Consider the following 21,880-nt stretch of genomic DNA (forward strand, 5'->3'; position numbering starts at 1 on the left):
GTACGGGGCCGCGGTGTGCGGCCGGGGAAGCGGGGCGGTCGGCCGGGCGCCCGGGGCGGGGGCCGACCCGGGCGGCCCGGCGTCAGACCGACGCCGCCAGGGCCGCCAGGGCCGCCGCGTAGGCGTCGATGAACTCCTCGGCGGTGGCGTCGTCCACCACCGCCCGCTGGTGGTCCACGGCCAGCAGCACCCGGTCCGAGACCGGGTCCTGGATCAGCGAGGCGCCGAAGGCGAAGCTGTTGGGCTCGTGCCGCAGGGTGGGCTCGCAGCCGATCCGGCCGTCCTCGATCCGCGCCGAGCTCAGCCGGCCCAGGGCGTGGAACCGCAGGTAGCCGAACTGGCTGTCGAGCGCGGTGTCGGCCATCAGCCGGGCCAGCCGGGCGAACGGCACCCGGCGGTGCGGCATCATGTCCAGCTCCTCCCGGTGCACGTGCCGGACCAGCGCGGCGAGGTCCGCCCCCGGTTCGGCCACCAGCGGGACGGTGTTGAGGAAGAGCCCGTAGACGTCGGTGCCGCCGAGCCGCTCCAGCCGGCCGTTCATCGCCAGGCCGGTGGTGACCCGCTCCCGCCCGGTGATCCGGGCCAGGGCGTGCAGGTGGGCGGCGAGCGCGACGGACTTGACCGGCACGGCGAGCGCGTCGGCGACGCCGCGCAGCTGCCGGGGGGCGTCCGGCAGCACCCGCTCGACCGTGCGCGGCAGGTCGTGGACGTCCTCGCTGCCGGGCCAGAGCTGGCCGGTGGCGCCGTCCAGCCGGTCGCGCCAGAAGGCCAGCGACGCCGGCTCCCCGGCCGCCGCCCGCTCCACGGCGACGAAGTCGCGGAAGGCGGTGCGCGGCGGCGGGGTCGGCGCGGACGCCGGGTCGGCGGCCAGTGCGGAGTGCCGTTCGAGGAGTTCGGTGAGCAGCGAGGTGAAGCTCCAGCCGTCCAGGATCGCGTGGTGCTCGGAGATGGTCAGCTGGAAGGCGCTCGCCCCGAGCCGCTGCACGGTGATCCGGAACAGTGGCGGCTCGGCGAGGTCGAACGGCCGGTCCCGGTGGTCGGCGAAGACGGCCCGGACGGCCGCGTCCTGCGCCTGCTCGTCCGCGCCGCGCAGGTCGGCGAACTCGACCGGGGCGGGCAGCGTGCCGTGCACCAGCTGGAGCGGTTCGCCGTAGCCGGAGATGTCGAGGCCGGTGCGGAGCACGGCGTGCCGGGTCATCGCCTCGTTGACCGACCGGACGAAGGCGGTCTCGTCCAGGTCGCCGGAGATCCGGTAGGAGTTGACGTTGTGGTAGCTGTCGGTGCCGCCGGCCACCTCCATGTGGAAGACCATGGACAGCTGCATCGAGACCATCGGGTAGGCGTCGACCACCTCGGCCGGCAGCTCGGCCCGGTCCTCCTCGGCGATCAGCGCGAACGGCCGGTCCGCCCCGGGGTCCGCCGCCACCGGGCGGGCCGCCGGCAGCAGCGCGGCGACGGTGGGGGCGTTGAAGACGTCCCGCAGGCTGACCTGCCAGCCGCGGTCGTGCAGCACCCCGGCCAGCTGGACGGCGCGGATGGAGTCCCCGCCGAGGTGGAAGAAGTCGTCGTGGACGCCGATCCCGGGCAGGCCGAGCACCTCCGACCAGACGGCGGCGAACAGCTCCTCCTCCGGGGTGCGGGGCTCGACGTGCCGGCCGGGGGCGGGCGTGGCGCGGCCGGGCGCGGGCAGCGCCGCCCGGTTGACCTTGCCGTTGACGGTCAGCGGCAGCGCGTCCAGCACGGTGACGCTCGCCGGGATCATGTACTCGGGCAGCGCGCGGCCCAGGAAGGCCCGCAGGTCGGCGGGCTCCCGCCCGGTGACGTACGCGGCGAGCCGGTCGTCGTGCACGGTGACCACGCAGGCGTCCACGTCCGGGTGGGCGGCCACGGCGTTCTCGATCTCGCCGAGCTCGATCCGGAAGCCGCGCAGCTTGACCTGGAAGTCCGCCCGGCCGACGTACTCCAGCCCGCCGCCGGGCAGCCGCCTGGCGACGTCGCCGGTCCGGTAGAGCCGGGCGCCGGGCGGGCCGTACGGGTCGGCCACGAAGCGGCCGGCGGTGAGGCCGGGGCGGCCCCAGTAGCCGTGCGCGAGGCTACCGCCGCCGATGTACAGCTCGCCGGGGACGCCGGCCGGGCAGGGGCGCAGCCAGTCGTCCAGGACCGCCGCGGTGAGGTGCGGCATCGGCTCGCCGATCAGGCTCCGCCCGAAGCCCTCGCCGCCGTCGGCGACGTCGTGGACGGTGACGTGGACGGTGGTCTCGGTGATGCCGTAGAGGTTGCAGAGCCGGGCGGGCGGCAGCGGGTCGAGGCCGAACCAGCGCTGCACCACACCGGGGTCGAGCGCCTCGCCGCCGAGCATGATCCAGCGCAGCTCGGGCAGGGCTCGCGGGTGGCGGCGCATCGCCGGTTCGAGCTGGCGCAGCGCGGACGGGGTGAGGCAGAGGTGGGTGACCCGCTCCCGGTCGACGAGTTCGGCGAACTCGTCGGGCGAACGGCTGGTCAGGTAGGGCACGACGACCAGGCGGGCGCCGTGCAGCAGGGCGCCCCAGAGCTCCCAGACCGTCCAGTCGAAGGCGTAGCTGTGGAAGAGCGTCCAGACCGCGTCCGGGCCGAAGCCGAAGTGCGGGCGGCCGGAGTCGAGCAGCCGGCTGACGTGCTCGTGGGCGACGGCCACGCCCTTGGGCCGGCCGGTGGAGCCGGAGGTGAAGATGAGGTAGGCGACGTCGCCGGGGCGCCCGGCGGCCGGCGGCCGGGTGTCGGGCAGGGCGGCGAGCTCCTCGGCGCGGGCCACCAGGTCGAGGGTCTGCCAGGGGCCGTCCGGGGCACGGTCGGGCCGGTCGGTGACCACCACGGTGACGGCGGTGTCGCCGAAGACCAGGGCGGCCCGGTCGGCCGGGGCGGCCAGGTCGACCGGCACGTAGGCGGCGCCGGTCTTGAGCACGCCGAGGATCGCCGCGGGTACGGCCGCGGTGCGCTCCAGCAGCAGGCCGACCCGGTCGCCGGGGCGGACCCCGCGGGCGCGCAGCGCGTGCGCCACCCGGTTGGCGCGGCGGTCGAGTTCGGCGTAGTCGAGGGTGCCGTCCGGATCGCTGACGGCGGGCCGGTCGCCGTGTGCGTCGGCGGCCTGCTCGAAGAGGTGGTGCAGGCAGTGGCCCGGGTCGAGCCGGGCCGGGCGGTGCGGCGCACCGGCGGAGGTGAGCCGGAGCACGGTGGCGTCCGGATCGGCGAGCGCGGCGTCCAGCAGGCCGGCGTAGTCCGCGGCGAGCCGGCGGACGGTGCCGGGGTCGAAGAGGTCGCTGCTGTACTCGGCCTCGCCGCGCAGCTCGGCGCCCTCGCCGCCGTCGAAGAGCGACCAGGTGAGGTCGAACTTGCTGGTGCCGTTGGAGCGGACGGTCCGCTCGGCGGTGGCCGCACCGAGGGCGAGCGGGGCGCGGTCCTCGGCGTGGGCGCCGAACACCACCTGGACCAGCGGCGGGTGCTGGGCGGTGCGGGCGGTGCCGAGCCGGTCGACCAGCTGGTCGAAGGGCACGTCGAGGTAGCCGAAGGCGTCGAAGGCGGCGTCCTGGACGTGCTCCAGCAGCTCACGGAAGCCCGCGCCGGGCGAGAGCCGGATCCGCAGCGGCAGCAGGTTGACGAAGTAGCCGATCAGATCGGCGAGTTCGGGCCTGTTGCGGGTGGTCACCGGGGTGCCGACGAGCAGGTCGTCGGCGCCGGTCCAGCGCCCGATCAGCAGTGCGAAGGCGGCCAGCTGGACGGTGAACGGGGTGACGCCCTCCTGCTCGGCGAGCGCCCGGACCCGGGCCGCGGTGCCGGGGGAGAGGTCGAACGGCTCGGTGGCGCCGCGCTGCCCGCGCTCGGCCGGGCGGGGCCGGTCGGTGGGCAGCTCCAGCAGCGCGGGGGCGCCGTCGAGACGGTCCTTCCAGTAGGCCAGGTGCTCCTCGTAGGAGGTGTGCTGCTCCTCCAGCGCCCAGTCGGCGTATTGGGCGGAGAGTTCCGGCAGCCGGGGCTCCCGCCGCTCGGCCAGGGCGCCGTACAGCTCGACGAGTTCGCGCTCGAAGAGGTCGGCCGACCAGCCGTCCCAGACGATGTGGTGGACCACCAGCAGCAGGGTGGTGCGCTCGTCGGCGAGCCGGACGGCCTCGGCGCGCAGCAGCGGGCCGGCGGCCAGGTCGAACGGCTCGGTGGCCCGCTCGGCGAACAACCGGGCGGCGTGGTCGGGCCGTTCGGCCTCGGGCAGGCCACGCAGGTCGGTGACGGCGAGCGGGACGGCGAGCCCGTGGTGGACGGCCTGGCGGGGGCCGTCGGAGTGCAGCGCGAAGGTGGTGCGCAGCGCCTCGTGCCGGGCCACCACGCCGTCCAGCGCCCGCTGCAGCAGGTCGAGGTCGAGCGGGCCGGTGACGTCGTACGTCCAGGGGGTGGTGTAGGTGGCGGCCTCCGGGTTCAACCGGTCGAGGAACCAGAGGCCGCGCTGCAGCCCCGACACGGGGGCGGTGCGGGCCGGGTCGGCGGACGGGCTCACGGCCATGTTCCCTTCGTTCGGGCGGTCGGTCTGACGGTCCGTCATCGTGCGCCCAGCCGTTCCGCGATGGCGCCGACGGTCTTGCCGCGGAACACCACGTGCGGCGGGACTCGGGTGCCGGTCTGCTGGGAGAGCCGCATGGCGACCCGCACGGCGGCCAGTGAATTGCCGCCGACCCGGAAGAAGTTGGCGTCCGGCCCGAGGTCGTCGGTCAGCTCCAGGACGGCGCGGACGGCGTCGGCGACCAGCCGCTGGTCCGGGGTGAGCGGGTCGGCCGGTGCGGCGGCCCGGCGCTCGGCGGGTGCGGGCAGGGCGCGCCGGTCGACCTTGCCGTTGGGGTTGAGCGGCAGGGCGTCCAGCACGTCGAGGGTGGCGGGCACCATGTGCTCGGGCAGCAGCGCGGCCAGGTGGTCCAGCAGGGCGTCCGGCCCGGGCGCGTCCGGCCCGGTGGTGACGTAGGCGGCCAGTCGCCGGTCGCCCGGGGCGGGTTCGTGGACGGCGACGGCGGCCTCCCGGACGGCGGGGTGGCGGGTGAGCGCGTCCTCGATCTCGCCGGGCTCGACCCGGAAGCCACGGATCTTGACCTGGTCGTCGATCCGGCCGGTGATCTCCAGTACGCCCCCGGCGCCGCGGTGCCCGAGGTCGCCGGTGCGGTAGAGGCGCTCGCCCGGTGCGCCGAACGGCGAGGCGACGAAGCGCTCGGCGGTCAGCCCGGCCCGGCCGACGTAGCCGTACGCCAGCCCGCCGCCGGCCGCGTACAGCTCGCCGGTGGTGCCGTCCGGGACGGGGCGCAGCTGCTCGTCCAGGACGTGGACCGCCTTGCCGTGCAGCGGGTGGCCGATCGGGATGGAGGCGCCGGCGGCGTCCTGGGGGGTGGCGCGGTGGCAGGTGGTGAGGCCGAGGCTCTCGACCGGGCCGTAGCCGTTGGCGACGATCAGCTGCGGGTACTGCTCCAGCGCCTTGCCGACGTGGGTGACGGAGGCCCGCTCGCCCGCGGTGAACGCCACCTTGAGGTCGTCGTAGGTGTCCGGGAACTCCTCCAGCAGGAAGTTGAAGAGACTGGCGGAGAGCTGGAGCTGGGTGACGCCGTGGCGGCGGGTGAGCTCGGCGACGGCCTGCGGGTCGGGCCGCTGGCCGGGCTGCAGGACGCAGACGCCGCCGAAGGCCAGCGCGCCGTAGAGCTCCAGCGCGAAGGCGTCCCAGGAGACCGGGGAGCACTGCAGCCAGACCTCGTCGGGGCCGAACCGGGCGTAGTCCTGGCCGAGGTAGGTGGTGGTCAGGGCGCGGTGCGGGATGGCGACGCCTTTGGGGCGGCCGGTGGAGCCGGAGGTGAACATCACGCAGGCGAGGTCGGCGCCGGCGACCGGCAGCCCCGGGTCGTGGGCCGGCCGGGCGGCGACGGCGGCGGCCTCCGCGTCGAGGTCCAGGTGGTCCGCGACGGGGAACGGCGGGCTCGCGTGCCGGTGCGTGACCAGCAGGGCGGCGCCGCTGTCGGTAACCGCGCCGGCCAGCCGCTCGGCCGGGAAGTCGGGGTCGAGCAGGGTGTAGGCGGCGCCGGCCTTGAGCGCGGCGAGCAGGGCGGTCACGAGGTCCGGCCCGCGCTCGACCAGGACGGCGACGGTGTCGCCCCGGCCGATGCCCCGGGCGGCCAGGTGGTGCGCGAGCCGGTTCGCCGCGGTGTTCAACTCGCCGTAGGTGACGCGCTGTTCGCCGGAGACCAGGGCCGGGGCGGCCGGCTCCCGGTCGGCCCGGGCCTCGACCAGGGCGTGCACCGGTACCTCGACCGCGGCGGCCAGGGTGCCCAGCCAGTCCTCGCAGAGACCCGCCATGGTGGCGGCCTCGAACAGGTCGGAGTCGTACTCGAAGCGGCCGGTGAAGTCGGTGCCGCGGTCGTCGACGGAGATCGACAGGTCGAAGCGGGAGACCGGGTTGGAGTGGAGCTCGCGGGTGACCACGGCGGCGCCGACGGTCAGCGGCCGGGTGTCCAGCGGGTGCAGCTCCAGCAGCACCTGGCAGAGCGGGTTGCGGTTCTCCGCGCGGTCGTCCGGGCGGTCCTCCAGCACCGTGGTGGCGATGTCGTCGAACGGCGCCTCCTGGTGGCGGTAGCCGTCGATCGCCACCTCGCGCACGTGCCGGACGAGTTCGCGGAAGTCCGCGCCCTCGTCGAGGCGCACCCGCAGCGGCAGCAGGTTGACGAAGTAGCCGATCAGCGCGTCGAGTTCGGCCCGGCCGCGGACGCTCACCGGGGAGCCGAGCACCAGGTCGCGCTGCCCGGTGCGCCGTTGCAGGGTGAGCGCCAGCCCGGCCAGCAGCACCATGTACGGGGTGGCGTCCTCGCTGCGGGCCAGCGCCCGGACGGCCTCGGCGACCGGGCGCGGCATGGCGAAGCGGTGGAAGGCGCCGCGGAAGGCCTGCACCTCGGGCCGGGGGTGGTCGGTGGGCAGGGCGGGCTCGGTCGGCGCGTCGCGCAGGTGCTCGCGCCAGTGGTCGAGGTGGCGTGCGGCCGCGGCCGCGTTGTCCTCCCGGTGCTGCCAGGTGCTGTAGTCGGCGTACTGCACCGGCAGTTCGGGCAGCGCGGGGGCCCGGCCGGCGGCCAGCGCCTCGTACAGCTCGGCCAGTTCGGCCTCCAGGACGGGCAGCGAGCCCTCGTCCCAGACGATGTGGTGGCAGAGCAGCAGCAGGGTGGACGTCCCGCCGGTGCGGTAGAGGTGTGCGCGCAGCAGCGGGCCGGTCTCCAGGTCGAACGGGACCAGCGCGGCCTCCGCCAGCAGCTCGCCGACCTGTTCGGGCGCGGTCTCCACCACGGTGAACGGCAGCTCGACGGACGGGTGGACCACTTGCCGGGGGCCGTCCTCGCCGAACGCGAAGGTGGTGCGCAGGCTCTCGTGCCGCGCCACCACTCCGGCCAGCGCCCGCCGCAGCAGCTCCGGGTCGACCTCGCCGGCGAAGCGGAACACCCACGGCACGATGTACGTCGGCGCGCCGGGGTTCCACTGGTCGAGGAACCAGAGCCCGCGCTGGAAGGTGGCGAGCGGGGCCTCGGCGGCGCCGGAGCGGGTCAGCTCCGGGCGTTCGCCGCCCGCGGAGGCGGTGACGGCGGCCGCGAACCCGGCCAGCGTGGGCGCGTCGAAGATGGTGTACGGGGAGATCATGCCGAACACGTCGAAGACCCGGCCGACCACCCGGACGGCGGTGAGCGAGTCCCCGCCGAGGTGGAAGAAGTTGTCGTCGGCGCCGACCTCGGGCACGCCGAGCACGTCCGCCCAGACGGCGGCGATCAGCTGCTCGGCCGGGGTGCGCGGCGGGCGCCGGCCGCTCGGCGCGGCGGCGGGCGCCGCCTGCGGCTCGGGCAGCGCGGAACGGTCCACCTTGCCGCCGGCGGTCAGCGGGAAGGCGGCCAGCGGGGTGACGGTGGCCGGGACCATGTGCTCGGGCAGCCGGTCGGCCAGGAAGGCGCGCAGCTCGGCGTAGTCCGGAGCGGCGCCGGTGACGTAGGCGGCGAGCTTGCCCTCGTGCGCGACCACGACCGCACCGGCCACACCCGGGTGGCCCGCCAGCACCTGCTCGATCTCGCCGGGCTCGACCCGGAAGCCGCGGATCTTCACCTGGTGGTCGGTACGGCCGACGAACTCCAGCGCGCTGCCCCCGGCGCCCGCCCGTACCACGTCGCCGGTGCGGTACATCCGGGCGCCCGGCTCGGCCGCGAAGGGGTCGGCGACGAACCGGCCCGCCGTCAGGCCGGCCCGGCCGTGATAGCCGAGGGCCAGCAGCGGCCCGCCGAGGTAGAGCTCGCCGGGCTCGCCGGGCGCCACCGGCCGCAGCCGGTCGTCCAGTACGTAGGCCCGGCGGTCGCCGAGCGGGCTGCCGATCGGCACCGCGCCGGCGTCCGCGGCGGTCCGCTCGGCCCGGTGGACGGTGGCGGTGACCACCGTCTCGGTCGGCCCGTAGGCGTTGAGCAGCGGCACCCCGGTGGCGGCCCACCAGCCGGCGGCGGCGTCCGGGTGGAGCCGGTCGCTGCCGGAGATCATCAGACGCAGGGTGCGCGGGGCGCGGCCGCGCTCGCGGACGGCCGTCACCACCTCCTGGAAGTACCCGGCGGCCACGTTGGCCACGGTGACGCCCTCGGCGTCCAGCAGGTCCAGCAGGGCGGCGGGTGCGACCAGCTGCTGGTCGGGGATCACCAGGCAGGCGCCGGCCGAGAGGGCGGTGAGCACCTGCTCGACGGCCACGTCCACGGTCGGGCGGGCGAAGTGCAGCACCACGTCCTCGGGGGTGAGGGCGAAGCCCTCGGTGGCGGCGGCCAGGTGGCCGGCCAGCGCGGCCAGCGGCACGTGCACGCCCTTGGGGCGGCCGGTGGTGCCGGAGGTGTAGACGAGGTAGCCGGCGGAGAGCGGCAGGGTGTCGGCATCGGCGTCGTCTTTGGCGTCGGCGTCACCCGGGGCGGTTGCGGCTTCGGTTCCGGCGGCTCCGGCTCCGGCTCCGGTTCCGGCGGTCTCGGCGCCGGCGGTCTCGGCGCCGTCCGGCGCGCCGAGGCGGACGAGCTCGCCGTCGAGGTAGCCGAGGGTGGCGCCGGCGTCCTCGCGGATCCAGCGGTTGCGCTCCTCGGGGGCCTCCCGGTCCAGCGGCAGGTACGTGGCGCCGGCCCGCAGGGCGGCGAGCAGGCCGACCACGTGGTCGAGCCGGTCGCGGCCGGCGACGGCCACGGTGCGCCCGGGGGCGAGCCGGGCGGCGAGCGCGCCGCTCAGCTCGTCCAGCTCCCGGTAGCGGACCGTCCGCCCGCCCAGCCGGACGGCCGGCCGCTCCGGGAACCGGTGCGCGACGGATATGAAGGGGAAACCGCGTGATTCCATCATTAAACCCCGATGAATGAGCGACGCTGGTGGCAGTGGTTTCGACGATAGGGCGGCTTCTCCGGCCCGATCGGCAGAATGTCCGGAAGACCATCGGCAGTTTCAACTGCCGCTTGGGTCAAGTGACTTGAGTGAAACGCAACAGCCCGCCGGGCGGCCTGGCGGCGCCCCGGCGGGCTGAAATCGGAAAGCGGTGGAACGGTGGCGGAACGGCCGGACAGGGCCTACGGCAATTCCGCCGGCGCGGCCTCCGGAACGACAAGTCGGCCGTCCGCCGACCACACGTCGGAAGGGTCCAGTGCGGCCGGCGTGTACTTCCCGAGCGCGCTGATCAGGAGCCGCAGCTCCAGGGCGAGGCACTCCGCGAACCGGACCAGCCCGGCCTCCGGATCCTCGGCCGAGGCCAGCACGGCCGCCCGGCCCAGGCCCACCGCGCGGGCCCCGAGCGCCAGGGCCTTGACCGCCCGGGCGCCCTCCCAGATCCGCCCGGAGGCCAGCAGGCAGGGCGGCCGTCCGGCGACCGCCAGCCGGCGCAGGCACTCCGCCAGCGGCAGGCCGACCTGCGCGGGGAAGGCGTCCGGCGCCCAGCCGGTGCCGCCCTCCGCGCCGTCCACCGTGACGGCGTCCGCCCCGGCCTCGGCCGCCACCCGGGCGGCCTCGGCGACGTCCCGGCCGGGGTGCAGCTTCACCCAGACCCGGGCCCGCGGGAAGTTGTTGCGCATCAGCCGGACCTGCTGGCGCAGGATCTCCGCGGTGAAGGTGCCGGGCGTGCTGGAGCGGAGTACCCGGCCGTCGCCGAACACCGGGTCCAGCCCGTACCGGTCGCCGAGCCGGGCGGCCGCCCCGGCGTCCAGCACGGTCATCCCGCCCAGTCCGGGCTTGGCGCCCTGGCCGACCTTCAACTCGAAGGCCAGGCGCCCGGATTCGAGCAGTGGCAGGGCGGCCGGGTCGCTGTAGACGAGGTTCCACACCTCGGCGTCCGCGTCCTCGGTGGACTGCTGGACGGCGACCCCGCCGAGCCCGTCCGGCAGCTCCGCGGCGTAGGCCCGCAGCCGGCCGAGCAGGGCGTGGTCGGCGGCCTCGCCGAGCCTGCCGTAGCCGTTCACCGGGACGACGTTCTCGCCGATCACCATCGGGACGCCGAGCGCCCCGGCCTGGCGGGAGAGTGCCTGCCCCAGGTCGCCGCCGGCCGCCCGGGTGGAGCCGAGCGCGGACACGTACACCGGCAGGGCGGAGGTGAACCCGCCGATCCCGGTGGTGAGTTCGACGTCCCGGTAGTCGGGCTCGCGGCCCAGGTCGATCAGCCGGGCCAGCCGCTGCGGCATGAAGACCGGCGGCACCAGGCGCAGCGCGTCCAGCGGGTCCCGGACGTCGGTGGAGCCGTCGGGGCGTTCGGCGCCGAACAGCACCCGGCCGTACTCGCCCGGCGGCGGGAACGCCGCGGCCACGCCGGCCCGGGCCCGCCGGCGGACCTCCTCCTCCGGGAACCCCGGTGCGGACAGGTCGCTCATACGGCCACCCCGCTCCGGCCGTTGCCCGCGCCGCTGGCGGTGCCGTCGCCGCCGGCGCCCGGCACAGCCCGTTCGTCCCACCCGGTCACGGCGACACCACCCCGGCCAGCTTCGGGAACGCGCTGGCCTGCCAGACCGCGTCCAGCCCGGCGACGTAGCGGGTCAGCCGCTCGACGCCGATGCCGAAGCCGGCGCTGCCGGGCACGCCCTCGCGGACCAGGTCCAGGTACCAGCGGTACTTCTGCGGGTTCTCGCCGGTCTCCCGCATCCGGGTGACGATCTCCGCGTAGTCGTTGGTGCGCTGGCTGCCGCTGCACAGCTCGCCGTAGCCCTCGGCCGCGATCAGGTCGAAGTTCCGCAGCAGGCCGGGATCCTCCGGGTTCTCCCGGTCGTAGAAGCCGCGCGAGCCCTTCGGGTAGTCGGTGACGAAGAACGGCCGGTCCCGCTGGGCGGAGAGCAACGCCTCGCCGGCCCAGTCGAGTTCGGCGTCCGGGCTCTGCGGGTGGCCGAGCCCCTGCAGCTCGGAGACGGCCTCCGCGTGCCGCATCCGGCCGAACGAGCCCTTCAGCAGCTCGGTGAACGCGGCCACGTCCCGGCCGAGTTCGGCGAAGTCCTTGGGCAGCTCGCGGACCGCGTTGTCGACCATGTGGACCACCAGCTCCTCGACCAGTTGGACGGCGTCGTCCCGGGTCGCGCCGGCCACCTCCACGTCGAGCTGGTGGAACTCGGCCAGGTGGCGGCTGGTCCCGGCGGTCTCCAGCGGCTCCAGCCGGACGTTCGGCGCGATGCAGAAGATCTTGTCGAAGGCCAGCAACGAGGCCTGCTTGTAGAGGATCGCGCTGGTCATCAGCTTGTAGCGGTGGCCGTAGAAGTCGACGTCGACCTGCTTGGAGCCGCGCGCACCCGGGTCGGTGACCGGGCCGATGATCGGCGGAAGCAGCTCGGTGAACCCCCGCCCGCGCAGGAACTCGCGGGCAGCGGTGAGGAGTTGGTGCTGGATCCGGAGGGCGCTGCGGGTGGTCGGCGCGGTCAGGTGCCGCCCCGGGTCCACCGGCGCGGGGGCGGTGGTGGTGGTGTCGGCGGCTTCGGTGGCGGCCGGGGTGGTGGCGGCCGGTGCGGTGAGCCCGTCGTCGGTCATGACGCGTTGAGTCCCATCTCTCGTCGTGGGGCGGGGGTTCGGGGCGGTACGGGGGCGGCGGCGCGGGCGTCGTACGTCCGCTGGACGTGCGAGAGCGCGGTGAGCAGCTCGGCCGAGCCGAGGATCGGCGGGCGCGCTCCCCCCGAGAGGCCGGCGATCGGCATCGAGCCGACGCTCGACCAGTGCAGCCGGCCGTCCGGCCCCAGCGAGCTGCGCGCCCGGCCGGCGTTGTCGGGGTGCAGGCAGTACGGGACGTCCAGGTAGCCGGCCGCGAAGGCCCGCACCAGCGCCCGTCCCACGTCGGAGTCCAGCTCCAGCACCGCGCCGATCAGCGCCCGTGCCTCCGCCTCGATGCCGGTGTCGGGCACCGCGGTGAGCGGTGGCCGGTCGCGCTCGTCGGCCGCCGCCGCGGCGGCCGTCTCCAGCGCCCGGACGTTCTCGCCGACGGTCGGGATCCGGTGCGCCTCGGCCGTGGTCTTGACGATCAGCCGGGCCGCCCCGGTCCGCACGGCCAGCCGGGCCGCCTCGGTCAGCAGCAGGCGGGCGCCGCCGGGCGTCCGCGGGTACACGCCCATGTAGGCGTAGAGGACGAGGTGCCGGTCGACGTCCGGCAGCAGCTCGTCGGCCAGCCGGCCGAGGACGGTGAGCGCCTCCTCGTCCTGCCGCAGGTCGGCCTGCTGGGCGTAGCTGAGCGAGACGCTGCGCAGCCCGTGCTGCCGGAAGAACAGCGCCTCCAGGACGCTGACCGCGATCAGCAGGCTGGGCGGGCAGAGCTGCCCCATCAGGCAGCCGCCGAACGTCTCCAGGTGCGGCTCGGCGCCGAACTCCTGGATCGACGCGAGCACTTCGCAGCTGCGCTGCCAGGCGGCCACCGCCTCGTGCAGCGGCGTCCGGCTGTAGGGCAGGCAGTACGAGACCGGGCCGCCCTCGGTGGCGTCCAGGCCGACCGCCAGCAGCGCCCGGATGATGTGCTCCGGCGACGCCGAGCCGTGCCGGACCTGCACCGGGAATCCCGCGTCGGCGACCCCGCGCAGCACCGCGCGGGTGACGTCGGCCGGGTGGGTGGCGATCGGGTAGCCGTTCAGGCCGGCGCCCTCGGCCAGCGCGCGCCGGGCGGCGGCGAGATCGCCGGTCCGGGTGTAGCTGTCCAGGGTGATCGTGCCCACCGTGACGGCGGTCGCGTCCCGGGTGGCGATCAGGCCGTCGCGCTGGCGCAGCGGATCGGCCATGCCCATCCGGGGCTGGACGACCAGGGCGCCGGCGGCTCTGGCCTGGGCGACGAAGGTCCCGAAGCCGGTCACAGCAGCACCCCGGCGGAGAGCGACCTGACGAAGGCGCGGAACTCCGTCACGGCGCCGGAGTCCTCGAAGACCCCGTCGAAGCCGGCGGCCAGCAGCACCTGCTCCCGGGTCGGGTCGTCGGAGCCGGCGATGCCCAGCTTGCCGCCGATCACGGTCGGCGTGCGGCGCAGCTCCGGGCAGGCGCGCAGGGCGGCGATCACCCGCAGGCCCTCCTGCTGGCCGTGCCCGTTGACGCTGCTCAGCACGATCAGGTCGGGCTCGATCCGGCGGCACTCGGCGACCAGGAGTTCGTCGGGCACACAGGCGCCCAGGTTGGTGACCCGGTGGCCGAGCTCCTCCAGCAGCAGCTGGAGGAAGACCAGGTTCCAGGTGTGCGAGTCCGAGGCCATGGTCGTGACCACGACCTCCAGTCCGGCCGGCTCGGCCTTTCCATGCTGCTCCAGCTGCTCCACGGCATGCTGCTCCACGGCGCAAACCCTCTGTGTCGGTTGGTGGTGGGGAGTCCCGGCCGGTGGTGGTGGGTGTCCGGGGCAGTGGGTCTCGGGATTCCGGCTCGCCCGGCCGTGGACAGAACGCTAGGGAGGATCCGCTCGCCGGACCGGCAGCTTGCCCGGCAAGTGACGGGCAGTATCGGTGCGGACCAGGTCGGGGCGGTGCAGGCCGGGACGGGACGGGGCGGTCCGGGCCAGGGCGGACGGGGACGGGTGTCGGAGGGCCGGGCCGGGCGTCGGAGGGGCGGTCGGCCGGGCGGTCAGCCGTCGGTCAGCCGGCCGCCGCCAGCACCGGCTGGGCGTCGCAGAGCCGCCGGCACAGGTTGAGCACGGAGAACCGGACCCCGTCGCGGGCCGGGACGCTGCGGATCAGGCCGCTGGCCAGCAGCTCGTGCAGCGCCAGCAGGCACTCCTGCGGCGGCCGCCCGCTCAGCGCCACGGCGTCCTCGCCCGACCAGTCGCCGGGCTGGGCGGCGAGCCGCTCCAGCAGGTAGCGCTGGCTCAGCGTCAGCCGCTCCAGCGCCGCGCCCAGCGCCGCGCCGACGTCCCCGCGCCCGCCGAACCCGGCCGGCGGCGTCAGGTGGAACGGTCCGTCCGCCAGCCGGGCCACCAGCTGCCCCGGCGACAGCACCGTGGACCAGCCGGCCGCGAGCTCCAAGGCCCCCGGCAGGCCGTCCAGTTGGCGGCAGAGTGCGGCCACCGCCGGCGCCTCGTCGCGCTCCAGCCGGTAGCCCGGGCGCAGCCGGCGCAGGTGCGAGAGCAGCAGCCGGACAGCGCCCACCTCGGCCAGCGCGCCGGGGTCGTGGTCGAGTTCGGGACCGGGCGTGGGCAGCGGGGCGAGCGGGATCACCTGGCCGCCGGGCAGCGGCTGCGCCACCCGCGCGGTGATCAGCACCCGCAGGCCGGGGCAGCGCTGGAAGAGCTCGTCCAGCAGGGCGGTGTCCACCCGGCCGTCGGCGCCGTCCAGCACCAGCAGGGTGGGCCGGTCGCCGATGGCGCGGGCGAGGTCGGCGCGGCCGTCGCGGGCGCGGCCGAGGTCGCTCCGGCCGCCGTCGGTGCGGCCGAGGTCGATGAGGGTCGGACCGGAGCGGGCCGGCTCGGGGTGGTACTGGGTGCCGACCGCCACCGAGCTGGCGCAGTCGATCCAGCGCACCGACCAGCGGGCGGCCAGGTGCAGCCGCCGGGCCACCTCCAGCACCAACCGGGTCTTGCCGACCCCGCCCAGGCCGGTCACCGTGACCAGCCGGTCGCCGTGGACGGCCAGCGCCTCGGCCAGCACCTCGACCTCCAGCTCCCGGCCGACGATCGCGCCCCGGGCCACCGGCGGCGCGATGGGCTCGTCGCGCGGCTCGTCGGCGAGCGCCTGCCGGCGCGCGGCCGCCTCGAACGCCGAGCGGTTGCGGCCCTCCAGCCGCAGCGCGTCGGCCAGCAGCCTGACCGTCTCCTGCCGGGGGCGCTGCACCCTGCCGCTCTCCATGTCCCGGATCGCCCGCACGCTCAGGGTCGCGTGATCGGCGAGCACCTGCTGGGTCAGGCCGACCCGTTCGCGCCTGATCCTGAGCAGCTCTCCGAAGCCCACCGCCGTCTGCAGCGACTGACCGCTGTCCATGTCTCGTCCGCCTTCCGTGGGTTGGCCAACTACCGGGGACCGGATCGGGTCCGTGCGGCCGCCGGCACGCCGGGGGCGGCGCGGACCGGCTGTGGCCGTCGAACCGTGTTCCCCCCGCTGCCGATGGTCCACGGCCCTGCTCTACGGGCGATCAACGGTCGATCACCGTAGGTTCACGAAGCCTCCGCATCGTCCACGAAGTGTCCTCCGATGGTTGTGGCGGCGGTCGCGGGGCGCCCGGCGGCGGCGCCCCCGGTGCCGGGTCAGCCGATGTCGACCACGCGGGCCCAGGCGGGCGGCCCGGCCGGGACGTAGTCCGGGTCCTCCTCGCGCCACGACTGACGGCTCCGACGCCGGGGGAAGAGACCGATCACCGTCCGGCACGGCGGCTGGGCGCTCGGCCAGGGCGTCTGGCCGTCGGTCAGCGCCACGACGACGTCCGGCCGGGGCCGCTCGCGCAGCGCCCGGGCGAAGCCGCTGCGCAGGTCGGTGCCCCCGCCGCCCAGCAGGGGGATGCCCTCGGCCCGGCACAGCGGGTGGACGACCCGCGTGGCGGCGTCGCAGGACAGCACGGTGACCAGGTCGCGGCGGCCGCCCACCGCGCGGGAGATCGCCGCCACTTCGAGCAGCGCACTGCCCAGTTCGGCGTCGCTGACCGAACCCGAGGTGTCGATCACCACGGAGACCCGCGGCGGCCGCCGCCGCAGGCTCGGCAGCACCGTGCCGGGCACGGCGGCCGAGCGCCGGGACGGCCGGCCGTAGGCGTAGTCGTCGCCCGTGCCGGCGGCCGAGGCGGCCGAGCGGACCGCCGCCCCCAGCAGGTCCCGCCACTGCTGCGGCGGGTGGAACGCCTCCTCGGCCCAGCGCTGCCACCCCTCCGAGGCCGTCCCCGGGCGGCCGGTGATGCCCTGCGCCACCCGGAACCGGACCAGGTCGCGCTCCTGCGGGCCGAGGCCGTGCGCGCCGTCGGGGCCCTCGTCCCACGGCCGGTCCAGGCCGTCGGCGCCGCTGCCGCAGTCCAGCCAGGCCAGGTCGTCGGTGAACGGCCCGAGCCCGAACTGCCGCAGGTAGTCCTCCAGGAGCTCCCCGGTCGGCAGGCCCAGGTCCTCCGGCAGAACGGCGCCCCGGGGCTGGACCAGCCCCTCCCCGTAGACGTCGTCGTTGATCTCCAGGTCCGCGGCGATGTTCATCCGCAGCCGGTCCCCGCGGCCGGTCAGCCCGCGCCGGCGGGCGACCCGGTCGCTGCGCCCGTGGTGGTCGCGCAGCAGGTGCGAGACCTCGTGCACCCAGACGCCGGCCAGCTCCTCCACCGGCGTGCGGTCCACGAACGCGGGGGAGGCGTAGCACCGCCAGTGCGCGTCCACGGCCATGGTCGGGACCAGCCGCGACTCCACCGGGTGCAGGGCGAACAGCGCCGTGGCCAGGTACGGGCGGACGCGGACGGCGTGCAGACGGGCGGCGAGCAGCTTGTCGAGGTCCAGCGTCCCCGGTGCGGCCGCGCTCACCGGCGGGCCCCGGCGGGGACGGCGGTGCCGGAGCCGAGGCCGAGCGCGGCCCGGTCCGCCCGCCGGGACAGGTCCACCGCGCCGGCCAGCCGCTCGATGGTGTCCGGGACGTCCCACTCGTCGCGGCGCAGCGCGGCGAGCGTGGTCGCCGGGACGACCACCACGTCCGGCGGCCCGGTCTCCGCCGCGCGGGCCAGCAGCGTCCACGCGGCGTCCCAGCGGCCCCGCTCCGGCCGGGCGCGGACCGCCGCCACCACGCCGTCCAGCACGGCCTGGCGCAGGTCGCCCCGCTCGGGCAGGACGGCGGCGGCCGGCTCGGCGAGCAGCGTCTCGGGGTCCGGCAGGTCCATCCGGTCGAGGCTCGCCAGCAGCTCCAGCCCCGGCCCGTCGCCCACCGTTCCGCGGACCAGCAGGGAGAGGACGTCGCGCGAGGAACCGGCCGCGGTGGCGAACGCGATCAGGTGCAGCGTCATCTCCCAGCTGCGGGGCGACGGCCAGGCACCGCCGCGGCGGCTCTCGCCGGCGGGCAGCCGGTGGACCAGCTCCGGCCGGGCGGCCAGCAGTCCGCAGACCGCACGGCGGGCGTGCGCCACGGCCTCCGGGAGCCGGTCCCGGTCGAGCCGCGGCAGCGTCGCCCGCGGCCAGGTGCCGCCGAGCCCGCGGACCACCACCTCGTGGTCGTGCACCCACTGCAGGTGGACGAACCGGTTGGCCAGCGGCGGGCTCAGCTCCCAGCCGTCGGCCGCCGAGGCGCGCGGGTTGGCGGCGGCCACGATCCGGATACCGGGCGGCAGTTGCAGGGCGCCGACCCGGCGTTCCAGGACCAGGCGCAGCAGGGCGGCCTGGACGGCGGGCGGGGCGGTGGAGAGCTCGTCCAGGAACAGCAGCCCCCGGCCGGCCCGGACCAGGCGCACCGCCCAGTCCGGCGGTGCCATCGGCACGCCCTGCTGCGCCGGGTCGTCGCCGAGGACCGGCAGACCCGAGAAGTCGGAGGGTTCGTGGACGCTCGCGATGACCGTGGTCAGCGGGAGGTCCAGGGACTCGGCCAGCTGGGTCAGGGCCGCGGTCTTGCCGATGCCGGGCTCGCCCCAGAGGAGGACGGGCAGGTCGGCGGCGACGGCGAGGGTGAGGGCCTCCAGCTGGATGTCGGGGCGCGGCTCGGTGCCGGCGTCGCGGAGCAGGGCCAACAGCTCACCGGCGACGTCGAGTTGGGCGGGGGCGAGGGCGGAGATGGGGGCGGAGATGGGGTTGGCGGAGGGCATGGCGGGGGGCATGGGTGATCACCTTTGGTCTCGTGGGCTGCGTGGGTGCGTGGGTGTGCACGGACGTGCGGGTGTGCGTGGGGCGCGCGCCGGTGCTCGGGCGCGGGTCAGCGCCCGGCGGCGCGGCGGGGGCGGGAGAGACGGCCGCGCGGGCAGGGTGGCGGCGCGGGGCGGCGGTCGGGCGCCGGGCCGGCCAGGCCCGACCGGAACAGCCCGTACGCGATCCGGCGCTGGGCCGCCGCCTCCAGCTCGTCCCGCAGCGGGCCGTCGCGCAGCACCGCGGCGGGGCCCAGCAGGCCCTCGACGACGGCCAGCGCGCCGGCGATGTCGCCGTGGTCCAGGCGTTCGCGGACGCCGGTGAGGCCGTCCGGTCGGCGGTGGGCCTCGTCGATCGCCCGCAGGCAGGGGAGCGGCGTTCCGGTCAGGGCGACCAGCAGCTCCTCCCGGCGGAGTTGGGCCGGGTCGTGGTCCAGCGCGGAGAGGACGCCGTCGACCAGGCCGATCCGGTGCCGGGCGCCGCGGCACTCGACGATGCGGGCCTGCCCCGGCGCGTCCGGAACCGCCGCCGGACCGGCCGGGACGTGGCCCGGCACCAGGGCCGCGGCGACCAGTGGGTGCAGCCGGTCCGGCCCGATCCGGCCGCTCCGGAGCAGGTCGAGGTCGGGCAGCACCCAGGTCGCCGCATCGGGCAGGACGGGCAGGGTGGTGACGCTGCCGTCGGTCGGCGCGGCCGTGATCCGCAGTTCGGGCGGGCCGGCGCCGTCCGGCGCCGTGGCCAGGTCGAGGAGCAGCCGGCGCCCCGTCCCGAGCCGGACCAGGACCGACCCGGTGACCGGCGCGTCGTCCGCACGACACGCTTCGCTGCCTGCCCCGTCTGCCCCGTGGCCGCCGTCGGCAGCGGCGGCCCGGAGCAGGATCTCGGCCTCGGCCGCCCACCGGTCGACGGCGCAGCGCAGCTCGGGCGGGACCAGCCCGGGTGGGAGCGGCGTCGGCGGCAGCGGACCCGCCGGCACCGGCGGTCCCGTGCGGCCCGCGTCGGCCGTCGCCGCGTCCGCCCACGGCCGGTCGGCCCCGGAGCGGACCCGCAGTTCGTCGGCCCGGCGCGCGTCCCAGAGGTGACGGTGCAGGTCGAGGCGGAACCGCCGGTCGGGCCGGAGGTGCGGGTGGTGGGCGGCGTCGGCGCCGCGGGAGCCGGCCCCCGTGCGGGAGCCGTCCCAGAGCCCGAGGCTGATCCGCTGTCCGCCGTCCGCCCAGGCGGGAGGAGTGCGGACCACCAGGTGCAGCGGCCCCGGGCCACCGGGCTCCGGCGTGCCGTACCGCGCCAGCGAGACGGTCAGGCCCGGGCGCAGCAGCCCGTCCGGGGCGATCCTGGGCAGATGCCAGCGCAGCAGGTCGGGCGCCAGGTGGCGCAGGTCGGCCCGGATCCGGGCGGCGAGCTCCCGGCCGTGGGTGCGTGCCACGGACCGCAGGTCGAGATCGGTGTCGACGCCTGCGGCTGCGCAGGCCCCGGCCCAGTCCCCGACGCGCCGGCGGGCGGTCGCGGTCTCGATCACGCGGGGCGGCACGGCGAACTCGCGTACGCGCAGCCAGAAGGAGGAGCGGGTGATTCCGTTCGCGATGTGAGGTGCCATCAGCACTCACCTTGCGCGGACGGGACCCCCGATCTGATGGAGGAGGAGTGAGTCGTCATCGCCGGGAGCATAGCGCGCCCCCTCCGTGATCGGCCAGGTGTTTCGGAGGTCTCCCGGCGGGCGCCCGCCGACGGTGCCGGGGCGGGAACACGGTCGGTCCGGCAGTGCTCGAGCATGCGCGGCACCTCGCTTCGCTCGGGGAGTGGGTCGTCCGGCCGGGCGGAACGGCCGGGGGCCGCGCGGCCGGTGACGCTCCGCAGCGCGGGCGGCGCGGCCCGTGGCTCCGCCGACGAACCGCTCCGGCCGGGAGCGGACGGATTGTGCGGTAGCGGGCAGTTCACGGGACGCCGCCACCACCGAGCGGACCCTGCTGCTCGGCGAGGTCTACCGCCGCGGCGGCTCCTGGCGCTTCCGCGCGGTCGGCCAGGGCTTCGACCACGGCCTCGACGCGCTGGCCCGTGGATACGGGGTGGACATCGAGGAGTGAGGGGCAGTAGTGGTACGGGGACGGACGGCGCCACGGGGGCGCCGCCACGGACCACGGGGAGACGCATCACCATGACGGCCACCGAACGGATCGCGCCGCCGCTGACCGGCGGCGAGCGCGAGATGCTGCGCGCCTTCCTGGACTTCCACCGGGCCACCCTGGCCATGAAGTGCGACGGGCTGACCGACGAGGAGCTCCGGCTGCAGTCCAGCCCGCCGTCCACGCTCTCCCTGCTCGGCCTGGTGCGGCACATGGCCGAGGTGGAGCGGACGTGGTTCCGCCGGGTGATCAACAAGGAGGACGTCCCCTTCGTCTGGTCCCCCGAGGGCGACTTCCAGACCGCCTACGACGCCCGCGAGGCCGACCGGGCGGAGGCGTTCGCCGCCTGGGAGGCCGAGGTCGAACACGCCCGCCGGATCGAACGGGAGGCGGAGTCGCTCGACGTGACGGGCTACATGCCGAGGTGGGAGTCGGACGTCTCGCTCCGGCTGGTGATGCTGCACCTGATCCACGAGTACGCCCGCCACAACGGCCACGCCGACTTCCTCCGCGAGTCGATCGACGGCGAGGTGGGTGCCTGAGCTCGGCAGCCGCCGCGCGCCGACGCCCCCGACCTGCAGATTCGTCGCGGAACCGGTGAACCGCGCCGGTGGTGCCGTCCGTATCCCTCAGTGGCGGCACCGCCGACCGGCGCCCGGATCCCCCGTACGGGCGCCGGTACCCCGCTCCTGGTCGGCCACGGTCGTCCGGGAGCCGATCCGGTGGACGGCTCGCGGCCGTGGAACGCGCAGCGAGCGGCCGGATCCCTTCGAACCCCGGCTCCCCAGCCCTGACGGGAACCGGGTAGCACGGCGCCCCGGCGGTCGATCTTGTGGGAGAGCGACTGCCGGGGCGCACTGTGTCGACAGGCCGTCGGGCCGTCACCGGCCCCACCCGGCCGTCACCAGCCGAGCAGGAACGTCCCCCGGGACAGGCCGGTCAGCACGGTGGCGGCGGTCGAGGCCGGGTCGGCCGCTCCGGCGCCCTCGTCGGTAGCGGCGGGGGCGCCCACGACGTGGCGCTCCGGCGCCCCCAGGTCGGCGGGCGCGCCCGGTGCGCGCAGGACCACGTAGTGCAGGGCCGCGCCGGTCGCCCGGCTCTCGCGGCGGAAGGCGTCCAGGGCCGACGGCGCGACCGCGGCCTCCACGATCACCTGGTACCCGCCTGTCGCGAAGGCGAAAGCGGCCTGGGCCGCGGCCGCCAGGGCCGTCGCGTTCTGCCGCCGTGCCTCCGGCAGGTGCTCCGGCACGAAGCCCTGCCGCACGGCCCGCCGGAAGTCGTCCGCCCGCAGGTGGACGCTCGGGTGGAGCGCGTCCGCCAGCAGGGGCGCGACCGTGCGGCTCCCGGCCCCGGCCGGGTCGGCGAGGACGACGACGCCGCCGGCGCCCCGCCCGCCACCGATCTCCGGCCCACCTACGGTCGTACGGTTCACGGCTGCTGATCCCTTCGCGGGCCGGGGACGGACGGGGCGCCGGGGCGGGGCCGGCCGGCGTCTGGGGACGGCCGGACCCGGGTACGGACAGCCGAGCGCCTCGTC

12 protein-coding genes and 1 pseudogene are annotated in these 21,880 nt (G+C 76.3%); 2 read left to right on the forward strand and 11 right to left on the reverse strand.

Annotation, left to right across the window (positions count from 1 at the left end):
* Positions 1–82: 82 nt before the first annotated feature.
* From ACIPSC_RS12835 to ACIPSC_RS12880, 10 genes are all read right to left on the reverse strand, one after another.
* Entirely contained in the window at positions 83–4,519 is a 4,437-nt protein-coding gene (locus ACIPSC_RS12835; protein WP_400825273.1) for an amino acid adenylation domain-containing protein, read from the reverse strand.
* 41 nt (positions 4,520–4,560) lie between these two features.
* Complete coding sequence (locus ACIPSC_RS12840; protein ID WP_400825274.1) at positions 4,561–9,372, reverse strand: amino acid adenylation domain-containing protein; 4,812 nt, start codon at positions 9,370–9,372, stop codon at positions 4,561–4,563.
* 221 nt (positions 9,373–9,593) lie between these two features.
* Complete coding sequence (locus ACIPSC_RS12845; RefSeq protein ID WP_400825276.1) at positions 9,594–10,880, reverse strand: glutamate synthase-related protein; 1,287 nt, start codon at positions 10,878–10,880, stop codon at positions 9,594–9,596.
* An 85-nt stretch (positions 10,881–10,965) separates the two neighbouring features.
* Entirely contained in the window at positions 10,966–12,018 is a 1,053-nt protein-coding gene (locus ACIPSC_RS12850; protein ID WP_400825277.1) for an asparagine synthetase A, read from the reverse strand.
* Complete coding sequence (locus ACIPSC_RS12855; protein ID WP_400825278.1) at positions 12,015–13,319, reverse strand: methylaspartate mutase; 1,305 nt, start codon at positions 13,317–13,319, stop codon at positions 12,015–12,017. Before ACIPSC_RS12855 ends, ACIPSC_RS12850 begins: the two co-directional genes overlap by 4 nt.
* Entirely contained in the window at positions 13,316–13,708 is a 393-nt protein-coding gene (locus tag ACIPSC_RS12860; RefSeq protein WP_400825528.1) for a cobalamin B12-binding domain-containing protein, read from the reverse strand. The genes ACIPSC_RS12855 and ACIPSC_RS12860 overlap by 4 nt, the downstream gene beginning before the upstream one ends.
* A 373-nt stretch (positions 13,709–14,081) precedes the next feature.
* Complete coding sequence (locus ACIPSC_RS12865) at positions 14,082–15,419, reverse strand: helix-turn-helix domain-containing protein (RefSeq protein ID WP_400825279.1); 1,338 nt, start codon at positions 15,417–15,419, stop codon at positions 14,082–14,084.
* A 263-nt stretch (positions 15,420–15,682) separates the two neighbouring features.
* Positions 15,683–16,924 (reverse strand): VWA-like domain-containing protein, encoded by a 1,242-nt coding sequence (locus ACIPSC_RS12870; protein WP_400825281.1) that lies wholly within the window; start codon positions 16,922–16,924, stop codon positions 15,683–15,685.
* Positions 16,921–18,186, reverse strand: coding sequence for an AAA family ATPase (locus tag ACIPSC_RS12875; protein ID WP_400825530.1), 1,266 nt, complete (start codon positions 18,184–18,186; stop codon positions 16,921–16,923). Before ACIPSC_RS12875 ends, ACIPSC_RS12870 begins: the two co-directional genes overlap by 4 nt.
* A 107-nt stretch (positions 18,187–18,293) precedes the next feature.
* Positions 18,294–19,817 (reverse strand): hypothetical protein, encoded by a 1,524-nt coding sequence (locus ACIPSC_RS12880; RefSeq protein WP_400825283.1) that lies wholly within the window; start codon positions 19,815–19,817, stop codon positions 18,294–18,296.
* Positions 19,818–20,154: 337 nt separating this feature from the next.
* Here ACIPSC_RS12880 and ACIPSC_RS12885 point away from each other — a divergent pair.
* Positions 20,155–20,304, forward strand: a pseudogene (locus ACIPSC_RS12885) (TerD family protein); the annotation flags it as partial.
* Between the two features lie 71 nt (positions 20,305–20,375).
* The gene (locus ACIPSC_RS12890; protein ID WP_400825284.1) at positions 20,376–20,885 is read left to right on the forward strand and encodes a DinB family protein; all 510 of its coding nucleotides are present in this window, start codon (positions 20,376–20,378) and stop codon (positions 20,883–20,885) included.
* A gap of 359 nt (positions 20,886–21,244) precedes the next feature.
* Here ACIPSC_RS12890 and ACIPSC_RS12895 read toward each other — a convergent pair whose 3' ends face one another.
* Positions 21,245–21,775 (reverse strand): hypothetical protein, encoded by a 531-nt coding sequence (locus ACIPSC_RS12895; RefSeq protein ID WP_400825286.1) that lies wholly within the window; start codon positions 21,773–21,775, stop codon positions 21,245–21,247.
* Positions 21,776–21,880: the final 105 nt, after the last annotated feature.

Source organism: Kitasatospora sp. NPDC090091, assembly GCF_044747365.1.
Taxonomy (GTDB): Bacteria; Actinomycetota; Actinomycetes; order Streptomycetales; family Streptomycetaceae; genus Kitasatospora.

Bases quoted from the DNA above. Each gene is read 5' to 3' on its own strand.
- ACIPSC_RS12840 (WP_400825274.1), bottom strand. From the start codon at position 9,372: ATGATGGAATCACGCGGTTTCCCCTTCATATCCGTCGCGCACCGGTTC.
- ACIPSC_RS12850 (WP_400825277.1), bottom strand. From the start codon at position 12,018: ATGACCGACGACGGGCTCACCGCACCGGCCGCCACCACCCCGGCCGCC.
- ACIPSC_RS12860 (WP_400825528.1), bottom strand. From the start codon at position 13,708: ATGGCCTCGGACTCGCACACCTGGAACCTGGTCTTCCTCCAGCTGCTG.
- ACIPSC_RS12880 (WP_400825283.1), bottom strand. From the start codon at position 19,817: ATGGCACCTCACATCGCGAACGGAATCACCCGCTCCTCCTTCTGGCTG.
- ACIPSC_RS12865 (WP_400825279.1), bottom strand. From the start codon at position 15,419: ATGGACAGCGGTCAGTCGCTGCAGACGGCGGTGGGCTTCGGAGAGCTG.
- ACIPSC_RS12890 (WP_400825284.1), top strand. From the start codon at position 20,376: ATGACGGCCACCGAACGGATCGCGCCGCCGCTGACCGGCGGCGAGCGC.
- ACIPSC_RS12875 (WP_400825530.1), bottom strand. From the start codon at position 18,186: ATGCCCTCCGCCAACCCCATCTCCGCCCCCATCTCCGCCCTCGCCCCC.
- ACIPSC_RS12845 (WP_400825276.1), bottom strand. From the start codon at position 10,880: ATGAGCGACCTGTCCGCACCGGGGTTCCCGGAGGAGGAGGTCCGCCGG.